The organism is Salinimicrobium sp. 3283s, from assembly GCF_039602225.1.
In the GTDB taxonomy this organism is placed as follows: domain Bacteria; phylum Bacteroidota; class Bacteroidia; order Flavobacteriales; family Flavobacteriaceae; genus Salinimicrobium; species Salinimicrobium profundisediminis.
In genome coordinates, this window is record NZ_CP143631.1 from 3,632,588 (window position 1) to 3,658,402 (window position 25,815).

The following is a 25,815-nucleotide window of genomic DNA, read 5'->3' on the forward strand; positions in this document are numbered from 1 at the left end:
TTTTTATCTTCGTTTACATGAATCCACCACTACTGCATACTCCCATTGACTATCTAAAAGGCATAGGCCCAAACCGGGCCGAAATTCTGCGGAAGGAGATTGGAGTGAACACTTACGGTGACTTGCTTAATTTTTTTCCAAACCGCTACCTCGATAAAACCCGCTTTTACAAGATTGCCCAGCTGGAAAGGAATTCTTCGGAAGTGCAGATCGTAGGAAAAATAGTACACCTGCGAACGGTGGAACAAAAGAAAGGAAAACGCCTGGTAGCCGATTTTGTTGACGATACCGGAAAGATGGAGCTGGTATGGTTTCGCGGTCAAAAATGGATTCGTGAAAACCTGAAGCTCAACACTCCGTATGTGATCTTTGGGAAAACTTCCTGGTACAATGGCCTTTTTAGCATGCCACACCCCGAGATGGAGCTGGTTGAAGATTATAAAAAGAACCTGCGCACCGCCATGCAACCTGTGTACCCTTCTACAGAAAGATTAGGAAAATCGGGCATTACCAACAGGGTTTTTAGCCGCTGCGTACAGCAACTTTTTTTGGAGAGCGGCAATAAATTTGTTGATCCACTTCCGCAGGACATTATAGAGGAACTTCATTTATTACCCAAAGCCGAGGCACTTTTTAATGCTCATTTTCCGAAGAGCCAGGAGTTACTGGCAAAGGCGCAGTTCCGTTTAAAGTTTGAAGAGCTTTTTTACATACAAATTCAGCTGTTGATCAAGAACCTGATAAGGAAGAAAAAGATCAAAGGTTTTCCTTTTGAAGAAGTGGGTTCCCATTTCAGCGAGTTTTATGAAAAGCACCTTCCTTTTGAACTCACCAACGCACAAAAAAGAGTAATCAAAGAGATTCGAAAAGACCTGGGCACCGGTGCCCAAATGAACCGTTTGCTGCAGGGAGATGTGGGATCGGGAAAAACAATTGTCGCTTTGATGAGCGTGCTGCTGGCACTGGATAATGGATTCCAGGCCTGCTTAATGGCCCCCACCGAAATTCTGGCTACCCAGCATTTTAACGGGATATCAGAACTTGTTACTAATCTGGGGATCAAGGTTAAACTACTCACCGGTTCAACAAAGACTTCAGAAAGAAAAGAAATCCATGCCGCTTTAGAAAGTGGAGAATTACATCTACTTATTGGCACCCATGCGCTGCTCGAGGAAAAAGTTCAATTTCAAAATCTAGGCCTGGCCATTATTGATGAGCAGCATAGGTTTGGTGTTGCACAAAGAGCAAGGCTCTGGAAAAAGAACCACCTGCCGCCCCACGTGCTGGTAATGACCGCCACCCCAATACCGCGAACGCTCGCGATGAGCCTCTATGGAGACCTTGATATTTCTGTAATTGACGAATTGCCCCCAGGCAGGAAAGAAATCAAGACTGTACACCGCTATGACAGCAACAGGCTGAAGGTTTTTGCTTTTATTCGGGATGAAATTAGAAAAGGAAGACAAATTTATATTGTGTATCCGCTCATCCAGGAATCGGAAACCATGGATTACAAAGATCTTATGGACGGTTATGAAAGTATAGCCCGCGAATTTCCCATGCCCGAGTTCCAGATCTCCATTTTACACGGGCAAATGAAACCTGCCGATAAAGATTATGAAATGGACAGGTTTGTAAAAGGCGAAACGCAGATCATGGTAGCCACTACAGTAATTGAAGTGGGTGTAAATGTGCCCAATGCCAGTGTGATGATCATAGAAAGTGCAGAGCGGTTTGGACTTTCCCAGCTACACCAGCTAAGAGGCCGCGTGGGCCGTGGTGCCGAACAGAGTTTTTGTATCCTTATGACCGGTCATAAACTTTCTAACGACAGCAAGACCCGCCTTGAAACCATGGTACGCACTGCCGACGGATTTGAAATTGCTGAAGTAGATCTCAAACTCCGCGGCCCGGGCGATCTTATGGGAACCCAGCAAAGTGGTGTGCTCAACTTAAAGATCGCAGATATTGTAAAGGATAATGATATCCTAAAAACTGCCCGGCATTACGCATTGCAACTTCTAAAAGAAGATCCAGGCCTGGAACTTGAGAAGAATAAGATCGTTAATTACACCTACTCTCAGCTTATAAAGGAGAAGAATATCTGGAATTACATCAGTTAAACATAAATTTATCTTCTTTTAGATGAATACTTCAGGGCGTTACAGCAATCCTGAAACAGCTTTGTTTTTCAGAAATTAGTCTTTTATAGTTGACATTGCTGCTCTTCCCTTTTTTATTATGTCAAAATCAATGGTAATACTATCTTTGCAGCTCGAAAAATTTGTTCAATGAAGATTTCATATAACTGGCTTAGACAATTCATAAAAGTTAATCGTAATCCTGAAGAAACAGGAGAACTGCTCACAGATCTGGGCCTTGAAGTAGAAGGTATTCATGAATTTCAAAGTGTAAAAGGGAGCCTTAGGGGCATAGTGGTAGGAGAAGTACTTACCTGCGAACCCCATCCCAACGCCGACAGGCTTAAAGTTACCACTGTAGATTTGGGTAATGGCGAACCGGTTCAAATTGTTTGTGGGGCACCTAATGTAGCAGCAGGACAAAAAGTACCGGTGGCAACAGTAGGCACTACCCTTTACGATGAAAAAGGTTCTCCCTGGGAAATCAAGAAAAGTAAAATAAGAGGCGAAAGCAGTCACGGGATGATTTGTGCCGAAGATGAACTGGGTCTGGGACAAAGCCATGACGGCATAATGGTACTCGATTCCAGTATTGAAGTGGGCACCCCGGCAGCCAGTCTTTTTGAAGTTGAAGACGACCATGTGTTCGAAATAGGTTTAACTCCAAACCGTGCCGACGCTATGAGCCACTGGGGAGTAGCGCGCGATCTTAAAGCGGGGCTACAACAACAGGGAGAACCCCAGGAGCTAATTACCCCTTCGGTAAGTAGTTTTCATATTGACAGCCGCAGCCGAAGGATTCCGGTGAAAATTGTCAAGCCCGAACTGGCACCCCGTTATTGCGGAGTGACCATTACAGGGGTAGAAATATCAGAATCCCCAAAATGGTTGCAAAACAGGCTTAAAGCAATTGGAATCGCTCCAAAGAACAATGTTGTAGATGTGACCAATTACGTGATGCATGAGCTAGGCCAGCCCCTGCACGCTTTTGATGCCGACAGGATCTCAGGAAATGAGATCATTGTGCAGACATTAGAGGCAGGAACAAAATTCACTACGCTAGATGAAGTTGAAAGAGAGCTGCATGAAGAAGACCTTATGATATGTGATGCCGAAAAGCCACTGGCTATAGCCGGTGTGTTTGGCGGAATTAGCAGTGGGGTAACATCGGGAACCAACAATCTCTTTATTGAGAGCGCCTATTTCAATCCAGTAACTGTTCGAAAAACAGCCAAACGCCATGGTTTAAATACCGATGCTTCCTTTAGATATGAAAGAGGTATTGATCCCAACATAACCGAATATGCTCTTAAACGAGCAGTATTGCTCATACAGGAGCTGGCTGGAGGAAGTGTTTCAAGTGATATTGACGATTATTACCCAAAAAAGGTTGAAGACTTCCCTGTTTTCCTCACTTTTGAAAAGATCAATTCTCTTGTTGGGCAAAACCTGTCTAAAGAAACCATCAAATCTATTCTTGCTTCGCTCGAAATACGAGTGAACAACGTTACCGAAACCGGAATGGGCCTTACCATACCGCCATACCGTGTAGACGTAAAACGAGAGGCCGATGTTATTGAAGAGATCCTAAGGGTTTATGGTTACAACAACATTGAATTTGGAGATAAGATCAATGCCTCTGTCGCCAATTCCACCAGGTTTGAAGATTACAAACTTCAGAATTTAATTGCCGGACAGCTTGTAGGGCAGGGATTTTTTGAAACTATGGCCAATTCACTTACTACTCCTTCCCACCTGGGCCTTAGTGAGCAGTTGAAGGAAGAACATGTGGTAAAAATGCTTAACCCGCTTAGCCAGGATCTTTCTGTGCTACGGCAGTCGCTATTGTTCTCGGGCCTTGAGGCAGTGAGCTACAACCTGAACCGCAAAAGAGCCGATCTTAAGTTCTTTGAATTCGGAAAGACCTATCACAACTACAACAGCGGCCGGGAAGAAAAGAAACACCTTTCTATCTTCATTTCGGGGAACAGGAATAGCGAGACCTGGACCCATGCTGTTCAAAAAGGGGAATTTTTCTACCTTAAAGGTGTAGTGACTTCAGTTTTGGAAAGATTGGGCATAAGAGACCTTAAAACCTCACCTGTCAAAAATGACGTTTTTTCTGAAGGAATTTCTTTCAGCTTTAATAATGTGAGACTGGTAGAATTTGGAGTGATCAAAAGAAAGATCCTTAAAAACTTCGACATAAATCAGGAAGTGCTTTATGCCGATTTCAACTGGGATATGGTGGTAGAGACTTCTAAAGACCAACAGAATAAATTCAGGGATATTTCCAAGTTTCAGGCGGTGAGAAGAGATTTTGCTCTCTTGCTTGATGACGCTGTGAAATTTGAACAAATTCATGACATAGCTTTTAAAACTGAAAAAGATCTTCTTAAGGATGTAAATCTTTTTGACGTGTACGAAGGGGCTAACCTTCCGGAAGGAAAGAAGAGTTATGCAGTGAGTTTTATCCTGCAGGATGAAAGAAAAACCCTTACCGATAAACAAATTGATAAAATAATGGGCAAGCTGCAACAAAACCTTGAAAAGCAATTGGGTGCAGAGCTTAGATAAAAGCAGGGCTTTAGCCCAGATAAAGAAAAAGAGGCTGTCTGAAAAGGCAGTCTTTTTTTGTATAAAAAGGTGGAGCTGCTTATTTTTAAAGTATGAGCAGAAAAGTAGTTTTTAAGACTTATCATCAGAACCAACTAAGTCTTATTCCCCCAAGCTATGATGATCTGGTTCCGAAAAATCACCCTGTCCGGATTGTCAATACCATTGTAGATCATTTAGATATTAGCGCTCTTGCGAAGAGCTATAAAGGAGGAGGCACCTCCAGCTATCATCCACGGATGCTTCTAAAGGTGGTGATCTATTCTTACCTGAGAAACATTTATTCCTCAAGAAAAATTGAACAGGCACTACAGGAGAATGTTCATTTTATGTGGCTTAGCGGACAAAGCAAGCCAGATCATAACACCATCAATGATTTCAGAGGCAAAAGATTAAAGGGTAAGTTTAAAAACATCTTCAATCAGGTAGTTGTATTACTGGCTGAACAGGGAGTGCTATCTCTCAAAGAACTCTACGTAGATGGCACCAAAATAGAGGCCAATGCCAATCGCCATACCTTTGTATGGGGCAAATCCATCAAGACCAGTAAAGAGCGAATTAAGAAACAGCTCAAGGAACTCTGGGCCTATGTTGAGAAGGTTTATGCGGAAGAACAGATGCTTCCTAACCAGCCCGACTTTGAAGAGATCGATCCTGAAAAAGTAGCACAGACCATTGATACTATCAATCAGGCTTTGCAGGATAAAGAGGTAGATAAAAAGGTCAGACAAAAGCTAAACTATGCCAAAAAAAACTGGCCGAAAAACCTGGAGAAGTACACTGAACAGGAAGCTATCCTGGGGAAGAGAAACAGCTACAGTAAAACAGATCCCGATGCCACCTTTATGCGCATGAAGGATGATTATATGCAAAACGGACAGTTAAAGCCGGGATATAATTTACAAGCCTCTACCAACAACCAGTTTATCACCAACTACACCCTTGCTCAAACTACTGCTGATACTACTACTTTAAAAGAGCACCTTAAAGATCATATCGAATCCTACGGTCAAACTCCTGAAACACTTACCGCTGATGCGGGCTATGGTAGCGAAGAAAACTATACAGACTTAGAAGACAAGAACATTACTGCTTTTGTAAAATACAATTACTTCCATAAAGAGCAGCGGGATAAAAAGTACAGGGAAAACCCGTTTCATCCCGACAACTTCTTTTACAATCCAGAAACAGATACTTATTACTGTCCCATGGGGCAGGCGATGAGAAAAACTCATACCTACGAAGGGAAAACCAAAAATGGTTTTATTCAGCAAATCCCCCGCTACCAGGCCCAGAACTGTCAGGGATGTCCTTTGCGGGGTAGCTGTTATAAAGCCAAGGGAAACAGGATCATTGAACGCAACCACAACCTGATCCGCCTGAAAGAGAAAGCAAAAAAACTACTGCTTAGCGACGAAGGAATAGCTCATCGTAAGCGCAGGTGTTGGGATGTAGAGGCCGTCTTCGGAAATATTAAACAAAATATGGGCTTCAAACGGTTTATGCTCCGGGGTATGGAGAAAGTAACCACCGAAATAGGGTTAATAGCGATGGCACACAATTTAAAGAAGTTCAATATAGTCTAGAGGGGGCTATATAACCAACTTTTTCAATGCTCACTACAACGTGAAAAAGGAAAAACCCTCCTTGAAAATCTTATCATGAAAAAAGGCCACCTAAAAATTACTTTTTAGACGACCTCTTTTCTTTGCAATTTTTTAAATACTGTTTCCAATCAGCATTCAGGTTTACTCAAGGTTTACTTTGGTAACCTGTCAAAAATGGCATTTACGTAAGTCCTTAATTCTTCACTAAGATTGGCGGGAGAAACAACATCTTCGGCTTTTCCTCTCCATACAATCTCATTGGTACGACGGTCAATAAGGTCAATCACTATGGTACCTTCTTTATATGGTACTTGCTGTACACTATTTCCTGCAATTCTGGGAACGGTGAAATAGTTATTATAAGCATAATTTCTATAGTATGGCCCTACGTAAAATCCGGGACGGTAATAACTGTAGTTGGTGTAAACAGGATTTGCATTCACCGCCATTTCTTCGTCTAACATTAGGTGATAATACACCAGGAGATCGGGTTGATTGCGATCTAGCCTGTAATTTAGGTCCTGCATATTCTGCCGAATTTCATCTATAACTATTTCATTCACCTGCGCATTGTCATAAACAGAAGTTTGTATAGTATCCTGGTTGGGTAAGAAGGCATAGCTCTCATAACTGTTTAAGCTCTTCGCCGTTCTTTTGTTGGTATCTACTTTGGGCCCGCAACCAACCAGGAGGATTCCTGCCAGGATACTCAGGCTTAAAAAGTGTCTAAAAATTTTCATTTTTTGAGGGTTTTAAAGTTCGTTATCCTCAATTTAGCGCATCTATTACTAATGGATAAATAGAACTGCAGGTTTAAAATGAATTTAACCATCACCTCTTAAATTTAACAGTAGGATTCCTTAAAACATAGCCAAAAATGCGATTTTTTGCATGTTTTGCTGTTATTCGCTATTTTTAGCTGCTAAACGGAAAAGAAAATGCTGCTAGAGAGAACAAACCTTCAGAGGGAGATGGAGCTGCTGCGCCGGAAGGAGATGAAAGAACAGGAAGTGCTGGAGGAAGTAAAGAAGATCCTGAAAAGAGAGGAAAATTCAGAAGAAGAGATCCTGCGTAAAATTGCTGAAGGGAGCGCCGAAGAATCAATTTCAAACCCATTGGTATTCGATTTACTGCAAACTGAAAAGATCTTTCATGAAAACCAGATTAAAAAGATCTGTGTAGATTTTAGGCTCCGCTTTCTCGACACCAAATTTTTTAAAGGAGATCTACCTGCTGAAGCGGTAAGCGCAGTTAAGGAAGTGGAAAAGAAACACAGAATTTCTCTGCAAGGTTTTAAAATAGTTGCCCCTGCCAAATATTTCAGGCTTGAAAATGCCGATGATCCTATGCTCTTTGCGCCATTAGGCAACGGGTACTACTATCTTCTCCACAAATGGGGTACCGATATGCACCCTTTGAGAAAACTATTGATGTGGCCGCTTAAAAATCTTGAAAACCTGTTGATCTTTTGTTTCCTCTCCAGCTTTTTGCTCTCTTTTGGAGTCAGGGAACTTTTCTTCTCTCAGTTCAGGGAGACTTCGCAATTCCTTATTATTTACATGTACTGTTTTAAATCTATGGTTGCGCTGATATTTTTCTACGGAATTAGCCTCGGAAAAAATTTTAGTTCGGGAAACTGGAACAGCAAATTCTATAATGCCTGATACAAATGTTAAACTCAAATTAAATACTCCTGAAGTCATTTGCCTATTCTTAAATTTATAGGAAAATAACATTATATGAGCGACGAAGAACAACAAGAATACAAAAGAGTTTATACCGGGAGTGAAGTAAATGTGCAACACCTGCAGAACTTACTTGAAGAAGAAGGGATCGCTACCCGGGTACGAAATGATTTTGATTCCGGATTAAGAGCCGGCTTTGGTGGTGGTTTACCCGGACAGGTTTTGCTCTTCGCCAGATCAAAGGATTATGAAAAGGCCCTGCGCATCACTAATGAAACCTTTCCTGATAGTGATTAATTAAATGACTGCTGCTCCCCGAAAAAATTATTTCAACCTGGTTGTGGGTCTTGCTTTCCTGGGCTATGGAGGCTACCGCATATACACCTTTCTTACAGGTGCAGAGTATACCACCTTCAGGATAATCATTGCCATAGGCTTTATTGTTCTTGGAGGTTTTGACCTGTACAAGTTCTTCTGGAAAGACAAAGAAGCATAAAAAAAGACTGTCTAAAAATTCACACCATTTATCCTACTTCTCATTAAGCAGGGTGATGCAATTTAGAATAGCATCACATAGATGTAAAGCTTTTTTAGACAGCCTCTTATTTTTTATATTACTTAGAATACATTTTATCCCTTTGTTCCTTGATCTTAGGATCGCTCATGTACTCATCAAAAGTAAGGTAACGATCTATAGCCCCGTTAGGAGTTAATTCAATTACCCTGTTTGCAACTGTCTGTGCAAATTCATGATCGTGAGTGGTAAACATCACAGTACCCTTAAAGTTCTTAAGGGAATTGTTGAATGCCGTAATAGATTCCAGGTCTAGGTGGTTGGTAGGCTCATCGAGCATAAGTACGTTCGCCCTCATCATCATCATTCGGCTTAACATACAACGCACTTTTTCACCTCCAGAGAGCACCCGGGCTGTTTTTAAAGCTTCTTCACCGCTAAAGATCATCTTGCCAAGGAATCCGCGGATATGAACTTCTTCCCTTTCCTCTTCGGTTTTAGCCCATTGGCGCAACCAGTCAACCAGAGTAAGGTCATTGTCAAAATATTCGGAGTTATCTAAGGGCAGATAAGACTGGTTGGTAGTAATTCCCCAACTGAATTTACCCGATACGGCTTTTTCCTTTTCATTAAGTATCTCGTAGAAAGCTGTAGTAGCTCGTGAATCTTTTGAATACACCACTACTTTATCTCCTTTCGCAAGATTAATATTCACGTCTTTAAATAGCGTTTCCCCTTCAATAGAAGCCTCAAGGCCTTCTACATTTAGAATTTGATCCCCGGCTTCTCTTTCTCTTTCAAAAATAATCGCAGGATACCTTCGGCTTGAAGGCTTAATATCGTCAATATTAAGTTTTGCGATCATCTTCTTTCTGGAAGTAGCCTGCTTAGATTTTGCCACGTTGGCGCTGAAGCGACGAATAAATTCTTCAAGTTCCTTTTTCTTTTCTTCAGCTTTCTTGTTCTGCTGAGACCGCTGGCGTGCTGCCAACTGTGAAGACTCATACCAAAAAGTATAGTTACCACTGTAATGGTTGATCTTTCCGAAGTCGATATCAGAAACGTGGGTACAAACAGAATCCAGGAAGTGACGGTCGTGAGATACTACTATCACTGTATTTTCATAGTTGGCAAGAAAGTTTTCAAGCCAGTTTATTGTTTCATAATCCAGGTCGTTTGTTGGCTCATCCATGATCAATACATCAGGATTACCAAAAAGTGCCTGCGCCAAAAGTACCCTAACCTTAAGTTTGTTATCAAGATCGCCCATAAGCGTGTAGTGGCTATCTTCTTTTATACCAAGGTTAGAAAGCAGGGCAGCAGCCTCACTATCGGCGTTCCAGCCATTCATTTCCTCAAATTCAACCTGTAGCACTCCTACTCTTTCCCCATCGGCATCCCCAAAATCTTCTTTGGCGTAGATCTCGTCCATCTCTTTTTTGATGTTATAGAGAGGCTTATTTCCCATAATGACGGTTTCCAATACAGGGTATTCGTCATAAAGGTTATGGTTTTGCTCGAGAACAGACATTCTTTTTCCCGGCTCCAGGTGTACGTGGCCCGAAGTAGGTTCTGACTTCCCGCTAAGGATATTTAAGAAAGTAGATTTTCCGGCACCATTGGCACCAATAATTCCATAACAGTTGCCCTGGGTAAAGGTGGTGTTCACTTCATCAAACAACACTCTTTTCCCAAACTGAACAGATAAATTTGAAACTGATAACATATAGTCTTTTCTAAATTTTTGCAAAAGTAGCCATTTAAGCTTATCCCTTAAAACATTAACTTTTATAATTCTCTATTTAACGAGGAGTTAACATCGCTGTTGTTGCTTCGGGTCTACATTTGCTATCCGCTATTTGTCCCCCAAAAATTTTGAAAAGCAATAGTTTACATATTTTACATGATGCCTTACCAGCACTGGTTTTACTGGGCCTCAGCTTTTTTATTTCCAGCTGTAACAATTTAACTACCAGTCCTTCATATGCTTATATTGGAGGGGAGATTATTAATCCTACCTTAGAGTATGTGGTCGTTAAACACCAGGGGGAAGTTCTTGATACGGTAACTCTCGATGAAAACAATAGATTTAACTACAAAATCGAGAATGCAAAGGAAGGCCTGTATATACTTCAACATAAGCCCGAAACTCAGAATATTTATATTTCTCCGGGAGACAGCCTGCTGCTAAGAGCCAATACTTTAGCATTTGATGAATCTCTCCACTTCAGCGGAAAAGGCAATGCGAAGAACAATTTTATGGCTGAAATGTTCTTAAAAGATGAGAACAACTCCCAACTCCTGCTCAACTTTCATAAGTACACCCCCCCTGTTTTTCTTGAAAAAGCCGATTCTATAAGGCAGGATCGAATAAATTACCTGGCCGCAATTTCCGAAAAGAAAAATTTTTCAGAAGAATTCAACCAGCTGGCAAGGGAGATCATCAATTATGAGAATTATGATCTCAGGGAGCGTTACACTTATCTCGTAAACAAATACTATCGTGACTACTCCCGACAATTCCCAGCCAATTTTCACGATTACAGAGAAGAAATCGATTTTAACTGTGTTAATATTCAGTGCAGCCCCGGTTATAAAAGGCTACTGGAGAACTATCTTATTAACTATTCCCTGGCCTGGTGTGCCGATAGTAATTTAGACGGGGCCGATTGTTACAGCCTTACCGATGTTGCCAATGTAAAAGCCCGCCTTCGCAAAGCCGGCGAACTTATTAGGGTGCCAAAGATAAGGGAACAGCTACTGGAAAAAATTGCCGTAAGAGGTATCATCATGGCAGAAAACAAGGAGAATATAGTTTCGATTCTCGACGAACTTGAGGCCCTTAACTTCCCTGATGAAAATCTTGAAAAACTGGAAAACCTGGCCGCGGTACAACTGGCCTACCTTCCCGGCACCTCACTGGCAGCAGTCCCCCTGCTCAATATGGAGGGGGAGCTCGTCACTACACAGGATATCATTAGAAGGCCCACCGTGATATTTCTTTGGTCTGTTTATGATGAAAGTTACCAGAATGAACACCAGGTAATAGATCTTTACCGAAAAAAATATCCCGAAGTAGATTTTATAGGCATCAATCTCGATCTTTCTGAAGAACCCGCCTGGAGAGTTGCTGTAAGACAAAATGGCTACGACCCGGCAACCGAATTTCAGCTGGCGCCCGCCAGGATCCACAAGGAAGCTTTTCAGTATTTCCTCACTAAAATGTTATTTGTGAACGATGCTTCAGTAGTAGAAGTGGGCGACGTGTACCTCTCTTCACCCGAATTTGAATCTAGGCTTCTGGCCTTCCTCAACTAAAAAAATTTTTCCGAAGAAGAAGTTGTCAAAAATGCCATTTTTGGAACCTGAATTTTCCCAACCCGTTAGTATTCTCTCAAAATCCTTCAGCAATATGTGCTTAAAGATTTTTTTTTAATAGATGCTTCAGTAGTAAAAACGTAAAATAACAATCTATCTTCATCCAAATTTTAATCCTGGCTCCTCAAAATGCTCTCCATTAAAAAGCCTTTCTTCCGAAGAAAAAAGGCTTTAAAAAATGTCATTTTTGGAACCTTAGTTCCCTTTTTTATGATCGGCAAGGAATTTCTCAAGACCAATATCAGTAAGTGGGTGGTTTAATAAACCTGTGATCGCCGAAAGTGGACCGGTCATTACATCGGCACCTATTTTAGCGCAGTCAATTACGTGCATGGTGTGCCTCACCGAAGCTGCAAGAATTTCGGTTTCAAACCCGTAGTTATCATATATTTGGCGTATTTCCATGATAAGGTTCAAACCATCTGTTGAGATATCATCAAGTCTCCCGATAAAAGGAGAAACATAAGTTGCACCGGCTTTGGCTGCCAAAAGCGCCTGACCTGCCGAAAATACCAAAGTACAGTTTGTTTTAATTCCTTTATCGCTAAAGTATTTGATGGCTTTAATACCGTCTTTGATCATAGGCACTTTCACAATAATTTGATCATGCAAAGCGGCAAGTTCCTCTCCTTCTTTTACAATATTCTCAAAATCGGTCGCAATCACTTCGGCACTAACATCTCCGGTAGTGATCTCACAAATTTTCTTGTAATGGGCAATGATGTTGTCTTTCCCGGTGATACCTTCTTTAGCCATAAGAGAAGGGTTGGTAGTCACTCCGTCAAGGACCCCAAGATCCTGGGCTTCCCTTATCTGGTCAAGGTTTGCTGTGTCGATAAAAAATTTCATAGTGTGTTGTTATAAATGATTAAATACTGCTGAAAAATGCCATTTTTCAACCTTCTGCAAAACTACAACTTATAATGTTTTAAGAGTAGGCGCTCATACAATTTATCGGGCAGTATGCGCTTTAAAGCAATAGAGAACTTTTGCAGCGGCTCCCCTACTTTGTAATGTATTTTTGGATCTTTTTCCTGAAGTATGCCGTAGATCACTTTGGCCATCATATTGGGATCTTTACCCTGGTCTACATGCTCATTCATAATCTTAAGCGTGTTGCCGTAAGGCTTTTCATAAGGAGAACCTGCTATTACCGGCGCGTGATACCTTCCCGCCGCAATGTTAGTGACAAAATCTCCCGGGGCTATATTGGTCATTTTGATGTTTGAATCCTTCAGCTCCATTCTAAAAGCTTCGGTAGTGATCTCCAGCGCCCCTTTTGAAGCCGAATAAATTCCGCGGTAAGGCAATCCCATATATCCGGCGATGGAAGTTACATTAATTATAAGACCACTGTTGTTTTTCCGCATTTGAGGCAATACAGCCTTAATGACATTTATGGGCCCAAAATAATTGGTATCAAAAGCTTTTTTTATTTCCTCATCGGGCGTTTCTTCAATTGGGCCGGTAATACCAACCCCCGCATTATTGATAAGTACATCAATTTTTCCTGCGGAAGCAATAACTTCAGCCACGGCAGCGGTGATGGTTTCAGGTTTGGTAACATCGAGCGCGACCAGAGGAAAGGCAGAATTCCGCCCCGACGGATTACGGCTGGTTCCAAAAACGGTATAGTTCTTTGATTGAAGAAAATTGGCAATAGCTTTTCCAATTCCTGAAGATGCTCCTGTTACGAGCACCACTTTTGAAGCTGTTTCTGTCATGCTGCAAAGATGCAATAAATCCAGACTATTGGAAACAAAAAATGGCAAGCTACCCACATCACACCGCTACGACCGCTTACCCTTGCTGCGTTCCCGCCCTGGGGGATTCAGCAGGAGCTGGTTGTGTGGGACTTGCCGGGGCAAATATACAACCTTTCATGTTTTTTGCAAGTAATTTTTAAGCTGAATTCTTTAAATTAGCTTCCATAAAAATTACTGTGAAACATGAAGGTATATAATCCTCTCTTTTTGATGGCATTGGGTGTAATCTTGCATTCCTGCGGAAGTGACTCCAATGAATCAGAAAACAATTATTCTTTAAAAATAGAAGAAAACAAGAAGGAATTTAAACTTGGCGAAAGCCTGCAGGCGCAGGTAAACGGAGAAAAAGATTCTGTGATTTACTTTCTGGGAGAACAAAGATTAGCAAAAACTGTAGGGGGAGAATCCCTTAACCACACTTTTGATGGAGAAAAACTGGGCAAGTGGCAGCTAAATGCTCGTATATATAATAATGGGGAAGTGGTTGAAAAGCAACAGGAAATTACCCTTTTTAATGACGCTGCCCCTGTTACCTATACTTACGAGATCATCAATAAATATCCACACCAGGCCGATGCTTACACCCAGGGACTGGAATTCTTTGAAAATAAACTCTATGAAAGTACCGGCCACTATGGAAGTTCTTCTCTAAGGCTGGTAGATCTCACAACGGGTGAAGTTCAAAGAAAAATTGACATTCCTACTCAATATTTTGCTGAAGGCATTACCATACTCAATAATAAGATCTATCAACTCACCTGGAAAGAAGGAGTCGGTTTTATTTATGACGTAGAGACTTTCGAGAAGACCGGAGAGTTTAATTATGAAAAAAGTAAAGAAGGCTGGGGGCTGGCAAATGACGGTAATATACTGTATAAAAGTGATGGTACCGAAAAAATATGGTTTTTAGACCCCGCTTCTCCTACCCTACCAGAGACAGATTATATTCAAACGGTAACCAATCGCACCATTGCCACACAGCTCAATGAGCTGGAATGGGTAGATGGAAAAATCTACGCCAACACCTATCAAAAAGACGGGGTTGCAATAATTAATCCGAAGAATGGCGCTATAGAAGGAGTGATCAACTTCTCTGGTTTACGCGACCAACTGGGAAACACCGCCGATCTTGACCCGGTAAACGATGTGCTCAACGGCATTGCATACGACCCCGGGAGCAAGAAACTTTACGTTACCGGAAAAGACTGGGATACACTTTTTGAAGTAAAAATAATAGAGAACTAATGGTAGTACCTGCAGAAACATACACACATAAAAGAACGGTTTCCGAAGAAGATTTGGATGACCTCAACCACGTGAACAATGTACGTTACGTGCAGTGGATACAGGATATCGCAAAAGAGCACTGGGAAGTTCGAGCTACCGATGAGCTTAAAGAAAACTTTATCTGGGTGGTGATTCGCCACGAAATAGACTACAAAAAACAGGCATTTTTGGGAGATGACCTTATTATAGAAACCTATGTGGGAGAGACCACTTTTGTCACTTCTGAAAGGTTTGTAAACATCAAAAGTGCCAAAAACGGTGACGTTTTAGTTGCGGCAAAATCTATGTGGTGCCTGCTGGACGCCCATTCAAAGAAACCCACCAAAATCATCGAAGAACTGCGTAACGTTTTCCATAAAAGGGAGTAAAACAGTCGATTTTCAGCTTTTCACGACAACTTCGGAAGGAAATGAGGCCCTGATATTTATCTATCCCCAACCTGCACTTCCGCAGAATTAATAAAACTTCAGAAATAAAAAACGCTGCCCAAAAATCCCATTTTTGAGACCTAAGGCAGCGTTAATATTTACTTTAATTGTTTGTTCCCTTACATCTGAAAGAGAGGTCTTCCCTGCATAAGGTTAATTACATCCTGTCTAATCGCTTCAAGCTTCTCGTCATCCTGATAATTAGTGATCACGCGGTCAATAAGGTCAACAATAGTATCCATATCGGCTTCTTTGAGTCCGCGGGTGGTGACCGCCGGAGTTCCAATTCGTATTCCTGAAGTTACAAAAGGAGATTTATCGTCAAAAGGCACCATGTTCTTGTTCACGGTAATATCAGCTTTTCCAAGAGCTTCTTCGGCCTCTTTACCAGAGATGTCCTTGTTGCGCAAGTCAATCAACATCATGTGATTGTCTGTTCCACCCGAGATCACCTGGTAATCTTTTTTCATGAATGCTTCAGCCATACGCTTGGCATTTTTCTTCACCTGTACCGTATAATGAAGGAATTCATCTGTAAGGGCTTCACCAAAAGCCACAGCCTTGGCTGCAATAATATGCTCTAAAGGCCCACCCTGATTTCCGGGGAATACACCGCTGTTAAGCAGCATAGACATCTTTTTAGGACTTCCGTTCTTAAGAGTTTCGCCAAAAGGATTATCAAAATCTTTTCCCATCATGATAATTCCGCCGCGAGGCCCGCGCAAAGTCTTATGAGTGGTTGAGGAAACGATGTGACAATGAGGAATAGGATCACTAAGCAAACCTTTAGCTATAAGACCTGCCGGGTGTGCGATATCTGCAAAAAGTATGGCGCCCACACTGTCGGCAATCTCTCTAAAACGCTTGTAGTCGATTTCCCTTGAATATGCCGAGGCACCGGCAATGATCATTTTGGGTTTCTCTTTTTCAGCTATTTTTTGAACTTCGTCATAATCTATAAGTCCGGTTTCTTTATCTACACCATAAAATACAGGATTGTAAAGTCTTCCGGAGAAATTTACGGGAGAACCGTGAGTTAAATGTCCGCCATGAGAAAGGTCGAAACCAAGGAATTTATCACCGGGTTTCATACAGGCGTGAAAAACAGCAGTATTGGCCTGAGATCCAGAATGCGGTTGCACGTTCGCATATTCGGCATTAAAGAGTTCTTTTAATCTATCGATCGCCAAATTTTCAACCTCATCTACCACATCACACCCACCGTAATATCTTTTACCCGGGTAACCTTCGGCGTATTTATTGGTAAGTACAGAACCGGCAGCTTCGAGTACCTGTTCACTTACAAAATTTTCACTGGCAATTAACTCTAAACCATTAAGTTGCCTCTCCTTTTCTGCGTCAATTAAATCAAATAATTCGTTATCCCGTTGCATATGCATTTTTTACGTTAAATAATACTCAAAAATAGCAAATACATTCGGTTCTTAGTAAGAAAATAATATATTTGGTTCGAATTGATTTTAACAAAATACCAACATTTACTATGTCCATTACAGCTAACGACCCTACACGAAAAACCTGGCTGGAAGTACCCGAAAACTCTGATTTTCCCATACAAAACATCCCCTTTGGAGTTTTTCTTACAAGAGATGATATCATCACCATTGGAACTCGTATAGGAGATACCGCAATAGACCTGGGTGCCCTGCACCAGTTGGGTTATTTTGAAGGTATCCCCCTTACTGACGATATTTTTCTACAGGATACCCTGAACGATTTCATTTCTGACGGAAAAAAAACCTGGAGACTTGTAAGGAATCGTATTGCTGAAATTTTTGACACCAGCAATGAAAGCCTTCGCGATAATGAAGAACACCGGCAGGTTGTTCTCTTTACCCTGGATGAGATTGAAATGCAAATGCCTGTACAGGTAGGCGATTATACCGATTTTTATTCCAGTAAAGAGCACGCTACCAATGTGGGTACCATGTTTCGCGATCCAGATAATGCATTGCTGCCCAACTGGCTTCATATTCCGGTAGGTTACCACGGGAGAAGTTCTTCTATAGTTCCCAGTGGCATCCCAATTCACCGCCCACAGGGACAAACCAAACCAAAGGATGCCGATGAGCCTGTTTTTGGACCTTCAAAAAGAGTGGATTTTGAACTGGAAATGGCTTTTATCACTACCGATGCCAACCACCTGGGGGAACCCATTCCTATAGACGAAGCCGAAGATTACATTTTTGGACTTGTGCTTTTTAATGACTGGAGTGCGCGCGATATTCAAACCTGGGAATATGTGCCTTTAGGGCCTTTCCTGGCCAAGAATTTTGCTTCTTCCATTTCACCGTGGATCGTTACTTTAGATGCGCTTGAACCTTTTAGGGTAAAAAGCCCAAAACCTGAAAAGAAACTGTTGCCTTACCTTCAATCTACAGGTAAAAAGAGTTTTGATATAGAACTTGAAGTATTCATACAGCCCGAGAATGCTGAAGAAACACGGGTCTCTAAATCTAATTTTAGACACATGTACTGGAATATGAGCCAGCAGCTCGCTCACCACACCGTGAACGGTTGCCCTGTACTTTCTGGCGACATGATGGGATCGGGAACAATTTCGGGCCCCACGCCCGACTCATACGGATCTATGCTTGAACTTTCATGGAAAGGTGAAAAACCCGTAAAACTTTCTGACGGTAGCACTCGTACTTTCATTGAAGACAACGATACTGTTACTATGCGTGGTTTCTGCCAAAAAGATGACTACAGGATAGGATTTGGAGAGGTAAGCACAAAACTGCTTCCTGTTTTTGAGCCAAAGAAAAAATAAGTCTACAACAACCAATTAAAAAGAGCCGCAAAACATGATATTTTGCGGCTCTTTTCTTTAGGAAAAGGGTGCTATATACGCTCTTCTCTACTATTGCGATCTTCTCTGTTTTGATCACGATTTATATCTCTTTCTCTCTCGGCATCTTCCTGCCTTTGCTTGTCACGGTCACCTGCGGCCTGTTGCGTCGGATTCCTTCTTTCTTCTTCCTGTTGGTGACGTCTTTGCTCTTCATTGTGATCGCGGTTGCGATCTTCTCTTCTCTCTTCCATAATTACTATTTTTAAGGTTCTTAGATTAATACCTTTAAATATACTTAGAAACCACCTCTTAAAACATTGATTATAAAATCTTTAACCGGATTTTAGCGTTGATCATAATTGAGAAAAAATTAACCTACAGTTGATCTTTTATATTCTGAACTTCAATAGATTGATGTGAAGAATGATGAACTACTTCTCTATTCTTAAGGATGATCATCTGCGGACTTTCATGTCTCACGCCGAAGCGACTGGCCACTGCGTTAGAGATGTTGCGGTTCGCTAAGAGATCAAGAAAGTAAAGTTTCACTTCTTCATCTTTTGGCAGATCATAACTTCGCTCAAAATTGTTTAATACCATTCGGCTGATTCCGCAGCGGGTAGAATGTTTGAAAATCACTACAGGTTGTGAATCAGATTCTTTTTCGATCTCCTCAAGTTGCTTCTCTTCAGTAAGAGCGTGCCACGGCACCTCCACAATTTCTTTCTTCACAATATCTCTTTCACTTTTAAAAACTTTATCAAATAATCCCATTTTTGAAGGCTTTAGTTACACGTTTATTGAACTCTGTAAAATAGTAAAATCATCTGATAATTCGGTTACAGGGCCTTAACTTTAGCATCTCTATAAGAGACAAAAAGTCATTAGATTCTGCAAAATATCAGCCATTTTGTCGGCATTATTGAACTGGTACATGCTTTGCTAAAACTAAACAAAAAGATCAACTATGAACTTAAATAATTTTACAATAAAAAGTCAGGAGGCCATTCAGCAGGCCCAGCAACTGGCGCAGGAGTTAGGGCATCAGCAAATAGAGAACGAACATATATTCAAAGCAATTACCTTAGTAGATGAGAATGTTACTCCTTTTCTTCTGAAGAAGCTCAATATTAATGTGAGTCTCTTTCAGCAGATCCTGGACAAGACACTTCAGAATTTTCCGAAGGTGAGCGGCGGAGATATTATGCTCTCGCGCGAAGCATCCAAAACACTTACTGATGCATCTTCCGTAGCTAAGAAAATGGGAGATGAATATGTTTCTGTAGAGCACCTTATTTTAGCCATTTTTGGATCTTCAAGTAAAGTAGCCCAGATCATGAAAGACCAGGGTGCCACCGAAAAAGGTTTAAAGGCTGCAATTGAAGAACTTAGAAAAGGAGAAAAAGTCACTTCCCAAAGTGCCGAAGAAACCTATAACTCCCTGAATAAATACGCCAATAACCTCAATAAACTGGCCGAAGAAGGAAAGCTTGATCCTGTAATTGGGCGCGATGAAGAGATACGCAGGGTATTGCAAATCCTGTCGCGAAGAACCAAGAATAACCCAATGTTAGTGGGAGAACCCGGTGTGGGTAAAACCGCCATTGCCGAAGGTCTTGCCCATCGTATCGTTGCAGGTGATATTCCCGAAAACCTCAAGGATAAACAAATCTATTCCCTTGATATGGGAGCTTTGATTGCCGGTGCAAAATATAAAGGGGAATTTGAAGAAAGACTAAAAGCAGTCATTAGAGAAGTAACTTCCAGCGAAGGGAACATCGTGCTGTTCATTGACGAGATTCACACTCTTGTAGGTGCCGGTGGTGGCCAGGGCGCCATGGATGCAGCCAACATTCTAAAACCTGCCCTGGCAAGAGGGGAATTGCGCGCTATTGGAGCAACCACTTTAGATGAGTATCAAAAGTATTTTGAGAAGGACAAAGCCCTTGAAAGACGTTTTCAAAAGGTAATGGTAGATGAGCCCGATACAGAGAGTGCCATATCTATCTTACGCGGAATCAAAGAAAAGTATGAAACCCACCATAAAGTTCGCATCAAAGATGAGGCAATCATCTCGGCTGTTGAGTTGTCGCAACGTTACATTACCAACAGGTTCTTACCCGATAAGGCCATAGACTTAATGGACGAAGCAGCCTCCAGGCTAAGAATGGAGATCAACTCCAAACCTGAAGAACTCGATGTGCTCGACAGAAAGATCATGCAGCTTGAGATAGAGATGGAAGCCATTAAGCGGGAAAATGACGAGAATAAGCTAAAAGCTTTGAGAGCCGATCTTGCCAATTACAAAGATGAACGCAACGAACTCCATGCCCAGTGGAAGAATGAAAAAGATGTTGTAGACAACATCCAGACGGCAAAATCGAATATAGAGAATTATAAGCTTGAAGCCGAGCGTGCCGAAAGAGAAGGCAACTACGGAAAAGTAGCCGAACTGCGCTATGGTAAGATCAAGGAAGAACAGGAAAGGCTGGCCGAACTTCAGAAGCAACTGGAAGAGAATCAGCAGGGAAAATCTTTGATCAAAGAAGAAGTCACCAACGAAGATATTGCTGAAGTTGTAGCTAAATGGACAGGCATTCCGGTTACCAAAATGTTACAAACCGAACGGGAGAAACTTCTCAAACTGGAAGACGAACTTCATAAAAGAGTGGTAGGGCAAGACGAGGCCATAGAGGCCGTAAGTGACGCCGTGCGCAGAAGCCGGGCAGGGTTACAGGACCAAAAGAAACCTATAGGCTCCTTCCTGTTTTTGGGTACTACCGGAGTTGGTAAAACCGAATTGGCCAAAGCTCTTGCCGATTATCTCTTTAACGACGAGAGTGCGATGACCCGTATTGATATGAGTGAGTACCAGGAACGCCACGCTGTGAGCAGGCTTGTTGGTGCGCCTCCGGGATATGTAGGTTACGATGAAGGTGGGCAGCTTACCGAAGCGGTAAGGAGAAAACCTTATTCGGTGATCCTGCTTGATGAGATAGAAAAAGCCCATCCCGACACTTTTAATATCCTCTTGCAGGTACTTGATGAAGGAAGGCTTACTGATAACAAAGGACGCCTGGCCGATTTTAAGAACACCATTATTATTATGACATCAAATATGGGTTCTCACATTATCCAGGAAAAATTTGACACGGTTAAAGATACTGAAACTGCGATGGAAAGCGCAAAAGTTGAAGTGCTGGCCCTGCTAAAACAGAGCGTGCGGCCAGAATTTATAAACAGGATTGATGATATCGTGATGTTTGCACCGCTTACCAGGAAGGATATCAAGCAAATTGTAGGTCTCCAAATGAAAGGCGTAACCAAAATGCTTGCGAAACAAGGTATTACTCTTGATGCAACCGAAGAAGCCATTGCAAACCTGGCAAACAAAGGTTTTGATCCTCAATACGGGGCAAGACCGGTAAAAAGAACGCTGCAAAAAGAAGTACTTAATAAACTTTCCAAAGAGATCTTAAGCGGTAAAATACATACCGATAGTATTGTGCTGCTCGATTGCTTTGACGACGAACTGGTCTTTAGAAACCACCAAGAAATCGCCCAATAATAGAAATGGCCCCAATTAATCGGGGCCATTTTTTATTCCAGGAAAATCCTACCATCTGTCAATTTCCTTCTTCAATTCTTCCTTGCTGCGGCCGGTCTTTTCCTGTAGGCGCCCAAGCATTTCATCAAATCTACCCTCACGATAGGTTACATCATCATCGGTAAGATCTCCGTACTTTTGCTTAAACTGTCCTTTGATCTGTTTCCACTTTCCTTCAATTTGGTCATCATTCATAACTTAAGTTTTAATGGTTCTTATCGAAAGTAGCTAAACAAGGGCTGCCCTGCCGCTAAAAAAGTCTTATTTTGCTCTTAAGAATTTGTTATTTTTATCGGCATGAAAAAAGCATTCTTCTTAGTTCTTATAGCCACAGCCTTCTTTAGCTGTAAAAGTTCCCGAATAGGTAGTACTTCAAACGTACAGGTAAAGTTTTTAGACGATTATAATATTACCGACAACCTTACTGTAAAAGGTACAGAGGTTGGCGGCCTTTCGGGCATCGATTACCAGGAAGGGAAATTTTATATGGTAAGCGACCAGCCTTCTATGCCGCGGATTTATGTGGCTAACATGGCTATTTCCGAAGAAAAGATCGATACGATAGTTATTTCTGATGTAATTCTTCTGAATAAAGAACATGAAAGCCTCAAGGAGCAACATCTGGATCTAGAAAGTATTCTCTTCCAGGCTGAAGAAGACAATTTTGTGCTTTCCAGCGAAGGAAATATCAATAATAAAAAAGACCCTATGCTCTTTAGGGTGTCAAAAAAGGGAAATTACGTCGACTCTTTTGCTGTACCCGCAAATCTTTTAGCTGAAAGTATCAAGAAGCCCAGAAATAACGGAACGCTTGAAGCACTTGCCGCTTCCTTTGATCAAAAAGGAATATGGGCGGCCATGGAACTTCCTTTGGTCACTGATGGACCAAAACCTAAGCTTTATCCCACAAAATCGCCGGTACGCATCACCTATTTCGACAAAAAAACCGGAGAACCTGTAAAGCAATTCCCCTACCGTTTAGAAAGAATAGCAAAAATACCCTGGCTCTATTTTGCAGTAAATGGCGTTACCGATCTTTTAGAGTACGCCCCCAACAAGTTTCTTATCCTGGAAAGAGGTTTTGCAGCCGGTCATGGTCAAAAAGGCAATACTGTGCGAATATTTGATGTAGATGCCAGCCTGGCTACAAATACTTTAGATATCAATAATCTTCGTGTCTCCTTTAATAATCCTGCAAAGAAAACTTTGCTTTACGATTTTAAATGGGCAAAAAAATACCTGAGCCAGGAAATCATTGATAACATTGAGGGCATCACCTTTGGCCCCAAACTTCCTAACGGCAATCAAAGCCTTATCCTTATTTCTGATAATAACTTCAACTCCATGGGGCAGCAGCTCAACCAGGTCATTCTCATGGAATTTGTTCCAAAAAGCTAATCTATGCGTACTTTTTTCATCTTTTTGTTTTCAATTCTATCTTTAGGAGAAACTTATGAAAATCCTATAGCACCACCTTTGCAGGAAGCTACCACGCAATATTATTTTATTCGTCATGCCGAAAAGGAAATGACCGATCCGCAAGACCGGAATCCGCAACTTTCTGAAGCCGGGATAAAACGGACAGCTAAATGGGCTGAAGTATTTGAAGAAGTTGAGTTTGACCTTATCTATTCCAGCAATTACCATCGCACCATGAATACCGCCAGGGCGGTGGCCGATAAGCAACAGAAGAAGATAGACATTTACGATCCCAAAAAATTAAACGATCCCGAATTTCAGAAGAAGACAAAAGGAAAAACGGTACTCGTCGTGGGGCACAGCAATACCAATCCTGCATTTGTAAACCTGCTGCTGGGAGAAAATAAATATCAGGATCTTGATGAATCAGAATACGGCAGCTTATTGAATTAAAGCATTTTTTAGCAACTTCAGTCTCTATTAAATTCTGCTATCTAACAGGTGTTTTAACCAGTTTTACAGATTTTACTTTTGCCTGGGTACTCAATTTTATCCTGATGGCCTGGTACACCTATCTGGATTCTATTTTTAAGTGGAAATATAAATCGGTTTATTTCAATACCCTGCAATTTGAGAAAAAAGGACACATCTACAGGTTCTTCGGGGGTACATCTGTACAGGAAATTAATGGTATGGACGGGCTGGGAAAAGATAAGCCGCAAAGACCTTGAGATCAACAAAAAGGAAGAAGCTTTAAAGCGTGCTGAACAGGGGTCCCGCAGTTCTGAAGCCGGACACGCGATAATATTTCTTATCGTAATGCTGGTAATATTTATAGTAGCAAATACCTGGAGGGAAGCACTATGGCTCATCGTGCTCAATGTACTGCTGAATCTTTACCCTATTATCGTGCAGCGTTACAACAGGCCCCGCTACAAAAGATTATTGCGAAAATTTCAGGAGCAATCTCGGATGGTCTAAAAATTAATCCTGAATTTCAACCTTCAGAATTTCATTTTCAATCTTAGAAACCGTGGTTAATTTCCCTTTTTCGAACATATCATCAAGCTCTTCTAAGGGAGTAGATAGCTTATCGGTTTTATAATTTTCGTAATCCACAAACCGGATTCCGTTTACCATTCGTGGGTTTACTGCTTTTCTAAATCTAATTCCGCCGTCATTCACAAAGAAGCGATAGGCCAGGTAATCTATGGTAAAATCATCTTTTTCGATCCAGTACATGTAAATATCTTCATGGTCTACTCCTCCACCCTGCTGCTCAAAAGTGACTTTGATCTCGTGGTAGACTTTGCCGTTGATGGTATCCTGCCCCACAAGTTCTTTAATTACCGCATCGTCATTCAGGCGAAAAGGCAATTGTACGAAATAATGCACCGCATTGACACTTTCGGCATAAGCTTCGGAAAGAGAATCAGATAAACTGAGCTGCTCTTCTCCCTGAAAGCGCCTAAAACCTTCGTTATTCAAGATGTCATCATAGGTAGTGTTCGTAGAATCGGTAATTCTTCGTGTGAGTTCGAACTTTCCGTCATTGCGGGTACTGGTGTAAATATTTTTCCGGAACCGGAATTCAATATTTGCTTTTTTATACTTCTCTCCTCCGGCATTTTCAACAGCTTTTGCTATGATCTTATCGGCTTTAGATTGAGGAGCTTGTTCATTACAGGAAGCCAGGGACAGAACAAACAGGAGTACCAAGTATTTTTTCATGACGGGGGATTGTAAAGAAACAAAAATACCGAATCTGGGGCTCAAACTGAAATTAAAACTCCGCCTTTTAAGATTTCCCTAAAAACACGGGTAATTCGCCAAAGCTTATTATTTTTGTTGATATGAAGAACGACATCAACATTAAGAACCGAAAAGCCAAGTTTGAATACGAAATTCTTGACAAATATATTGCAGGAATAAAACTGGCCGGTACCGAGATAAAAGCTATAAGAGAGGGAAAAGCCTCTATAGCCGAGAGTTTTTGTGAGTTCTCCAACAGTGAATTATTTGTCATTAATATGACGGTGCAGGAGTATTCTCACGCCACCTACTTCAACCACGATCCCAAACACGCCCGTAAACTTCTGCTTAACCGCAAGGAGTTAAGAAAGCTGGAAAAAGAAGTGAAAAATTCCGGATTGACCATTGTTCCCCTCCGTCTCTTCATCAATGACCGCGGACTCGCAAAAATGCAGATTGCACTTGCCAAGGGTAAAAAACTTTATGATAAACGCGAAACCATCAAAGACAGGGAAAGCAAACGTAAACTGGACAGGATCAAGAAGGAGTATAAGTAGGGGTGAAGTTAAGAGTTAGGAGTTCAAAGTTATGAGTTTGAAATTCCAAGCTCTAAGCACCAAATTCCAAGCACCAAAATCCAAATAGATTTAAGATTCAAGTTATTTTCTAAAGCTACTACCTACTGAATACTGGGCACTGCCTACTAAATTTTTATTTCCCGCAGATCCCGCAGATTCAAAAGTCTTGATTCTTGATTCTTGGCTCCTGGCTCTTCTAAACTGCCAACTGATCACTAAATA

24 protein-coding genes and 1 other RNA gene are annotated in these 25,815 nt (G+C 41.5%); 15 read left to right on the forward strand and 10 right to left on the reverse strand.

The genetic code is table 11. From position 1 onward, the window contains the following. Positions 1 to 17 precede the first annotated feature (17 nt). The 3 genes from recG to VS868_RS16095 all read left to right on the forward strand — a co-directional run bounded on the left by recG (position 18) and on the right by VS868_RS16095 (position 6,343). Positions 18 to 2,123 carry an ATP-dependent DNA helicase RecG gene (gene recG / locus VS868_RS16085; RefSeq protein WP_345598709.1) on the forward strand — a complete coding sequence of 702 codons (2,106 nt, stop codon included), beginning with the start codon at positions 18 to 20 and terminating at the stop codon, positions 2,121 to 2,123. A 168-nt stretch (positions 2,124 to 2,291) separates the two neighbouring features. Continuing rightward, a complete protein-coding gene (gene pheT, locus VS868_RS16090) occupies positions 2,292 to 4,718 on the forward strand; it encodes a phenylalanine--tRNA ligase subunit beta (protein WP_345598710.1) in 2,427 nt (808 codons plus the stop codon). Positions 4,719 to 4,810: 92 nt separating this feature from the next. Further along, complete coding sequence (locus tag VS868_RS16095; RefSeq protein WP_345596777.1) at positions 4,811 to 6,343, forward strand: IS1182 family transposase; 1,533 nt, start codon at positions 4,811 to 4,813, stop codon at positions 6,341 to 6,343. Between the two features lie 173 nt (positions 6,344 to 6,516). Here VS868_RS16095 and VS868_RS16100 read toward each other — a convergent pair whose 3' ends face one another. After that, positions 6,517 to 7,104, reverse strand: a complete 588-nt coding sequence (locus VS868_RS16100) for a DUF4136 domain-containing protein (RefSeq protein ID WP_266068905.1) — start codon at positions 7,102 to 7,104, stop codon at positions 6,517 to 6,519. Between the two features lie 198 nt (positions 7,105 to 7,302). Here VS868_RS16100 and VS868_RS16105 point away from each other — a divergent pair, with 198 nt between their 5' ends. From VS868_RS16105 to VS868_RS16115, 3 genes are all read left to right on the forward strand, one after another. Next, a complete protein-coding gene (locus VS868_RS16105) occupies positions 7,303 to 8,028 on the forward strand; it encodes a hypothetical protein (protein ID WP_266068904.1) in 726 nt (241 codons plus the stop codon). A gap of 75 nt (positions 8,029 to 8,103) precedes the next feature. Beyond that, positions 8,104 to 8,346 (forward strand): DUF2007 domain-containing protein, encoded by a 243-nt coding sequence (locus tag VS868_RS16110; RefSeq protein ID WP_266068903.1) that lies wholly within the window; start codon positions 8,104 to 8,106, stop codon positions 8,344 to 8,346. 4 nt (positions 8,347 to 8,350) lie between these two features. Continuing rightward, positions 8,351 to 8,545 (forward strand): hypothetical protein, encoded by a 195-nt coding sequence (locus VS868_RS16115; protein ID WP_266068902.1) that lies wholly within the window; start codon positions 8,351 to 8,353, stop codon positions 8,543 to 8,545. Between the two features lie 118 nt (positions 8,546 to 8,663). Here the strand turns inward: VS868_RS16115 and VS868_RS16120 are convergent, their stop codons facing one another. Then, positions 8,664 to 10,289 carry an ATP-binding cassette domain-containing protein gene (locus VS868_RS16120; protein WP_266068944.1) on the reverse strand — a complete coding sequence of 542 codons (1,626 nt, stop codon included), beginning with the start codon at positions 10,287 to 10,289 and terminating at the stop codon, positions 8,664 to 8,666. Positions 10,290 to 10,438: 149 nt separating this feature from the next. Here VS868_RS16120 and VS868_RS16125 point away from each other — a divergent pair, with 149 nt between their 5' ends. Further along, positions 10,439 to 11,881, forward strand: coding sequence for a hypothetical protein (locus VS868_RS16125; protein ID WP_345598711.1), 1,443 nt, complete (start codon positions 10,439 to 10,441; stop codon positions 11,879 to 11,881). A 255-nt stretch (positions 11,882 to 12,136) separates the two neighbouring features. On the opposite strand, the gene fsa is transcribed toward VS868_RS16125, so the two are convergent. The 3 genes from fsa to ffs form a co-directional block, all read right to left on the reverse strand. Continuing rightward, complete coding sequence (gene fsa, locus VS868_RS16130; protein WP_266068900.1) at positions 12,137 to 12,790, reverse strand: fructose-6-phosphate aldolase; 654 nt, start codon at positions 12,788 to 12,790, stop codon at positions 12,137 to 12,139. A 62-nt stretch (positions 12,791 to 12,852) separates the two neighbouring features. Next, positions 12,853 to 13,665: an SDR family oxidoreductase gene (locus VS868_RS16135; RefSeq protein WP_345598712.1), complete on the reverse strand. Its 813-nt coding sequence runs from the start codon at positions 13,663 to 13,665 to the stop codon at positions 12,853 to 12,855. A gap of 39 nt (positions 13,666 to 13,704) precedes the next feature. Continuing rightward, positions 13,705 to 13,803, reverse strand: an RNA gene (gene ffs, locus VS868_RS16140) — signal recognition particle sRNA small type. Positions 13,804 to 13,890: 87 nt separating this feature from the next. On the opposite strand from ffs, the gene VS868_RS16145 reads away from it, so the two are divergent. Together VS868_RS16145 and VS868_RS16150 are read left to right on the forward strand one after the other, a co-directional pair. Next, positions 13,891 to 14,952, forward strand: coding sequence for a glutaminyl-peptide cyclotransferase (locus VS868_RS16145; protein WP_345598713.1), 1,062 nt, complete (start codon positions 13,891 to 13,893; stop codon positions 14,950 to 14,952). Beyond that, a complete protein-coding gene (locus VS868_RS16150; RefSeq protein WP_345598714.1) occupies positions 14,952 to 15,362 on the forward strand; it encodes an acyl-CoA thioesterase in 411 nt (136 codons plus the stop codon). The genes VS868_RS16145 and VS868_RS16150 overlap by 1 nt, the downstream gene beginning before the upstream one ends. Positions 15,363 to 15,541: 179 nt before the next feature. Here VS868_RS16150 and glyA read toward each other — a convergent pair whose 3' ends face one another. Beyond that, the gene (glyA, locus tag VS868_RS16155) at positions 15,542 to 16,816 is read right to left on the reverse strand and encodes a serine hydroxymethyltransferase (protein ID WP_345599851.1); all 1,275 of its coding nucleotides are present in this window, start codon (positions 16,814 to 16,816) and stop codon (positions 15,542 to 15,544) included. A 110-nt stretch (positions 16,817 to 16,926) separates the two neighbouring features. Here glyA and fahA point away from each other — a divergent pair, with 110 nt between their 5' ends. Further along, positions 16,927 to 18,216 (forward strand): fumarylacetoacetase, encoded by a 1,290-nt coding sequence (fahA, locus tag VS868_RS16160; protein ID WP_345598715.1) that lies wholly within the window; start codon positions 16,927 to 16,929, stop codon positions 18,214 to 18,216. A 71-nt stretch (positions 18,217 to 18,287) separates the two neighbouring features. Here fahA and VS868_RS16165 read toward each other — a convergent pair whose 3' ends face one another. Both VS868_RS16165 and ytxJ read right to left on the reverse strand, forming a co-directional pair. Continuing rightward, the gene (locus VS868_RS16165) at positions 18,288 to 18,488 is read right to left on the reverse strand and encodes a hypothetical protein (protein ID WP_345598716.1); all 201 of its coding nucleotides are present in this window, start codon (positions 18,486 to 18,488) and stop codon (positions 18,288 to 18,290) included. Between the two features lie 124 nt (positions 18,489 to 18,612). Then, entirely contained in the window at positions 18,613 to 19,011 is a 399-nt protein-coding gene (gene ytxJ / locus VS868_RS16170; RefSeq protein ID WP_345598717.1) for a bacillithiol system redox-active protein YtxJ, read from the reverse strand. A gap of 193 nt (positions 19,012 to 19,204) precedes the next feature. On the opposite strand from ytxJ, the gene clpB reads away from it, so the two are divergent. Further along, a complete protein-coding gene (gene clpB, locus VS868_RS16175; RefSeq protein WP_345598718.1) occupies positions 19,205 to 21,805 on the forward strand; it encodes an ATP-dependent chaperone ClpB in 2,601 nt (866 codons plus the stop codon). Positions 21,806 to 21,853: 48 nt separating this feature from the next. Here clpB and VS868_RS16180 read toward each other — a convergent pair whose 3' ends face one another. Then, positions 21,854 to 22,039 (reverse strand): CsbD family protein, encoded by a 186-nt coding sequence (locus tag VS868_RS16180; RefSeq protein WP_266068891.1) that lies wholly within the window; start codon positions 22,037 to 22,039, stop codon positions 21,854 to 21,856. Positions 22,040 to 22,141: 102 nt separating this feature from the next. Here VS868_RS16180 and VS868_RS16185 point away from each other — a divergent pair, with 102 nt between their 5' ends. From VS868_RS16185 to VS868_RS16195, 3 genes are all read left to right on the forward strand, one after another. Beyond that, the gene (locus tag VS868_RS16185; protein ID WP_345598719.1) at positions 22,142 to 23,242 is read left to right on the forward strand and encodes an esterase-like activity of phytase family protein; all 1,101 of its coding nucleotides are present in this window, start codon (positions 22,142 to 22,144) and stop codon (positions 23,240 to 23,242) included. Between the two features lie 3 nt (positions 23,243 to 23,245). Further along, entirely contained in the window at positions 23,246 to 23,716 is a 471-nt protein-coding gene (locus VS868_RS16190; protein WP_345598720.1) for a phosphoglycerate mutase family protein, read from the forward strand. Between the two features lie 177 nt (positions 23,717 to 23,893). Then, on the forward strand, positions 23,894 to 24,244 hold the full coding sequence (locus VS868_RS16195) for a hypothetical protein (protein ID WP_345598721.1): 351 nt from the start codon (positions 23,894 to 23,896) through the stop codon (positions 24,242 to 24,244). A 3-nt stretch (positions 24,245 to 24,247) separates the two neighbouring features. On the opposite strand, the gene VS868_RS16200 is transcribed toward VS868_RS16195, so the two are convergent. Then, entirely contained in the window at positions 24,248 to 24,994 is a 747-nt protein-coding gene (locus VS868_RS16200; protein WP_345598722.1) for a DUF6503 family protein, read from the reverse strand. Positions 24,995 to 25,116: 122 nt separating this feature from the next. Here VS868_RS16200 and smpB point away from each other — a divergent pair, with 122 nt between their 5' ends. After that, positions 25,117 to 25,572: an SsrA-binding protein SmpB gene (gene smpB / locus VS868_RS16205; RefSeq protein ID WP_345598723.1), complete on the forward strand. Its 456-nt coding sequence runs from the start codon at positions 25,117 to 25,119 to the stop codon at positions 25,570 to 25,572. Positions 25,573 to 25,815 lie beyond the last annotated feature (243 nt).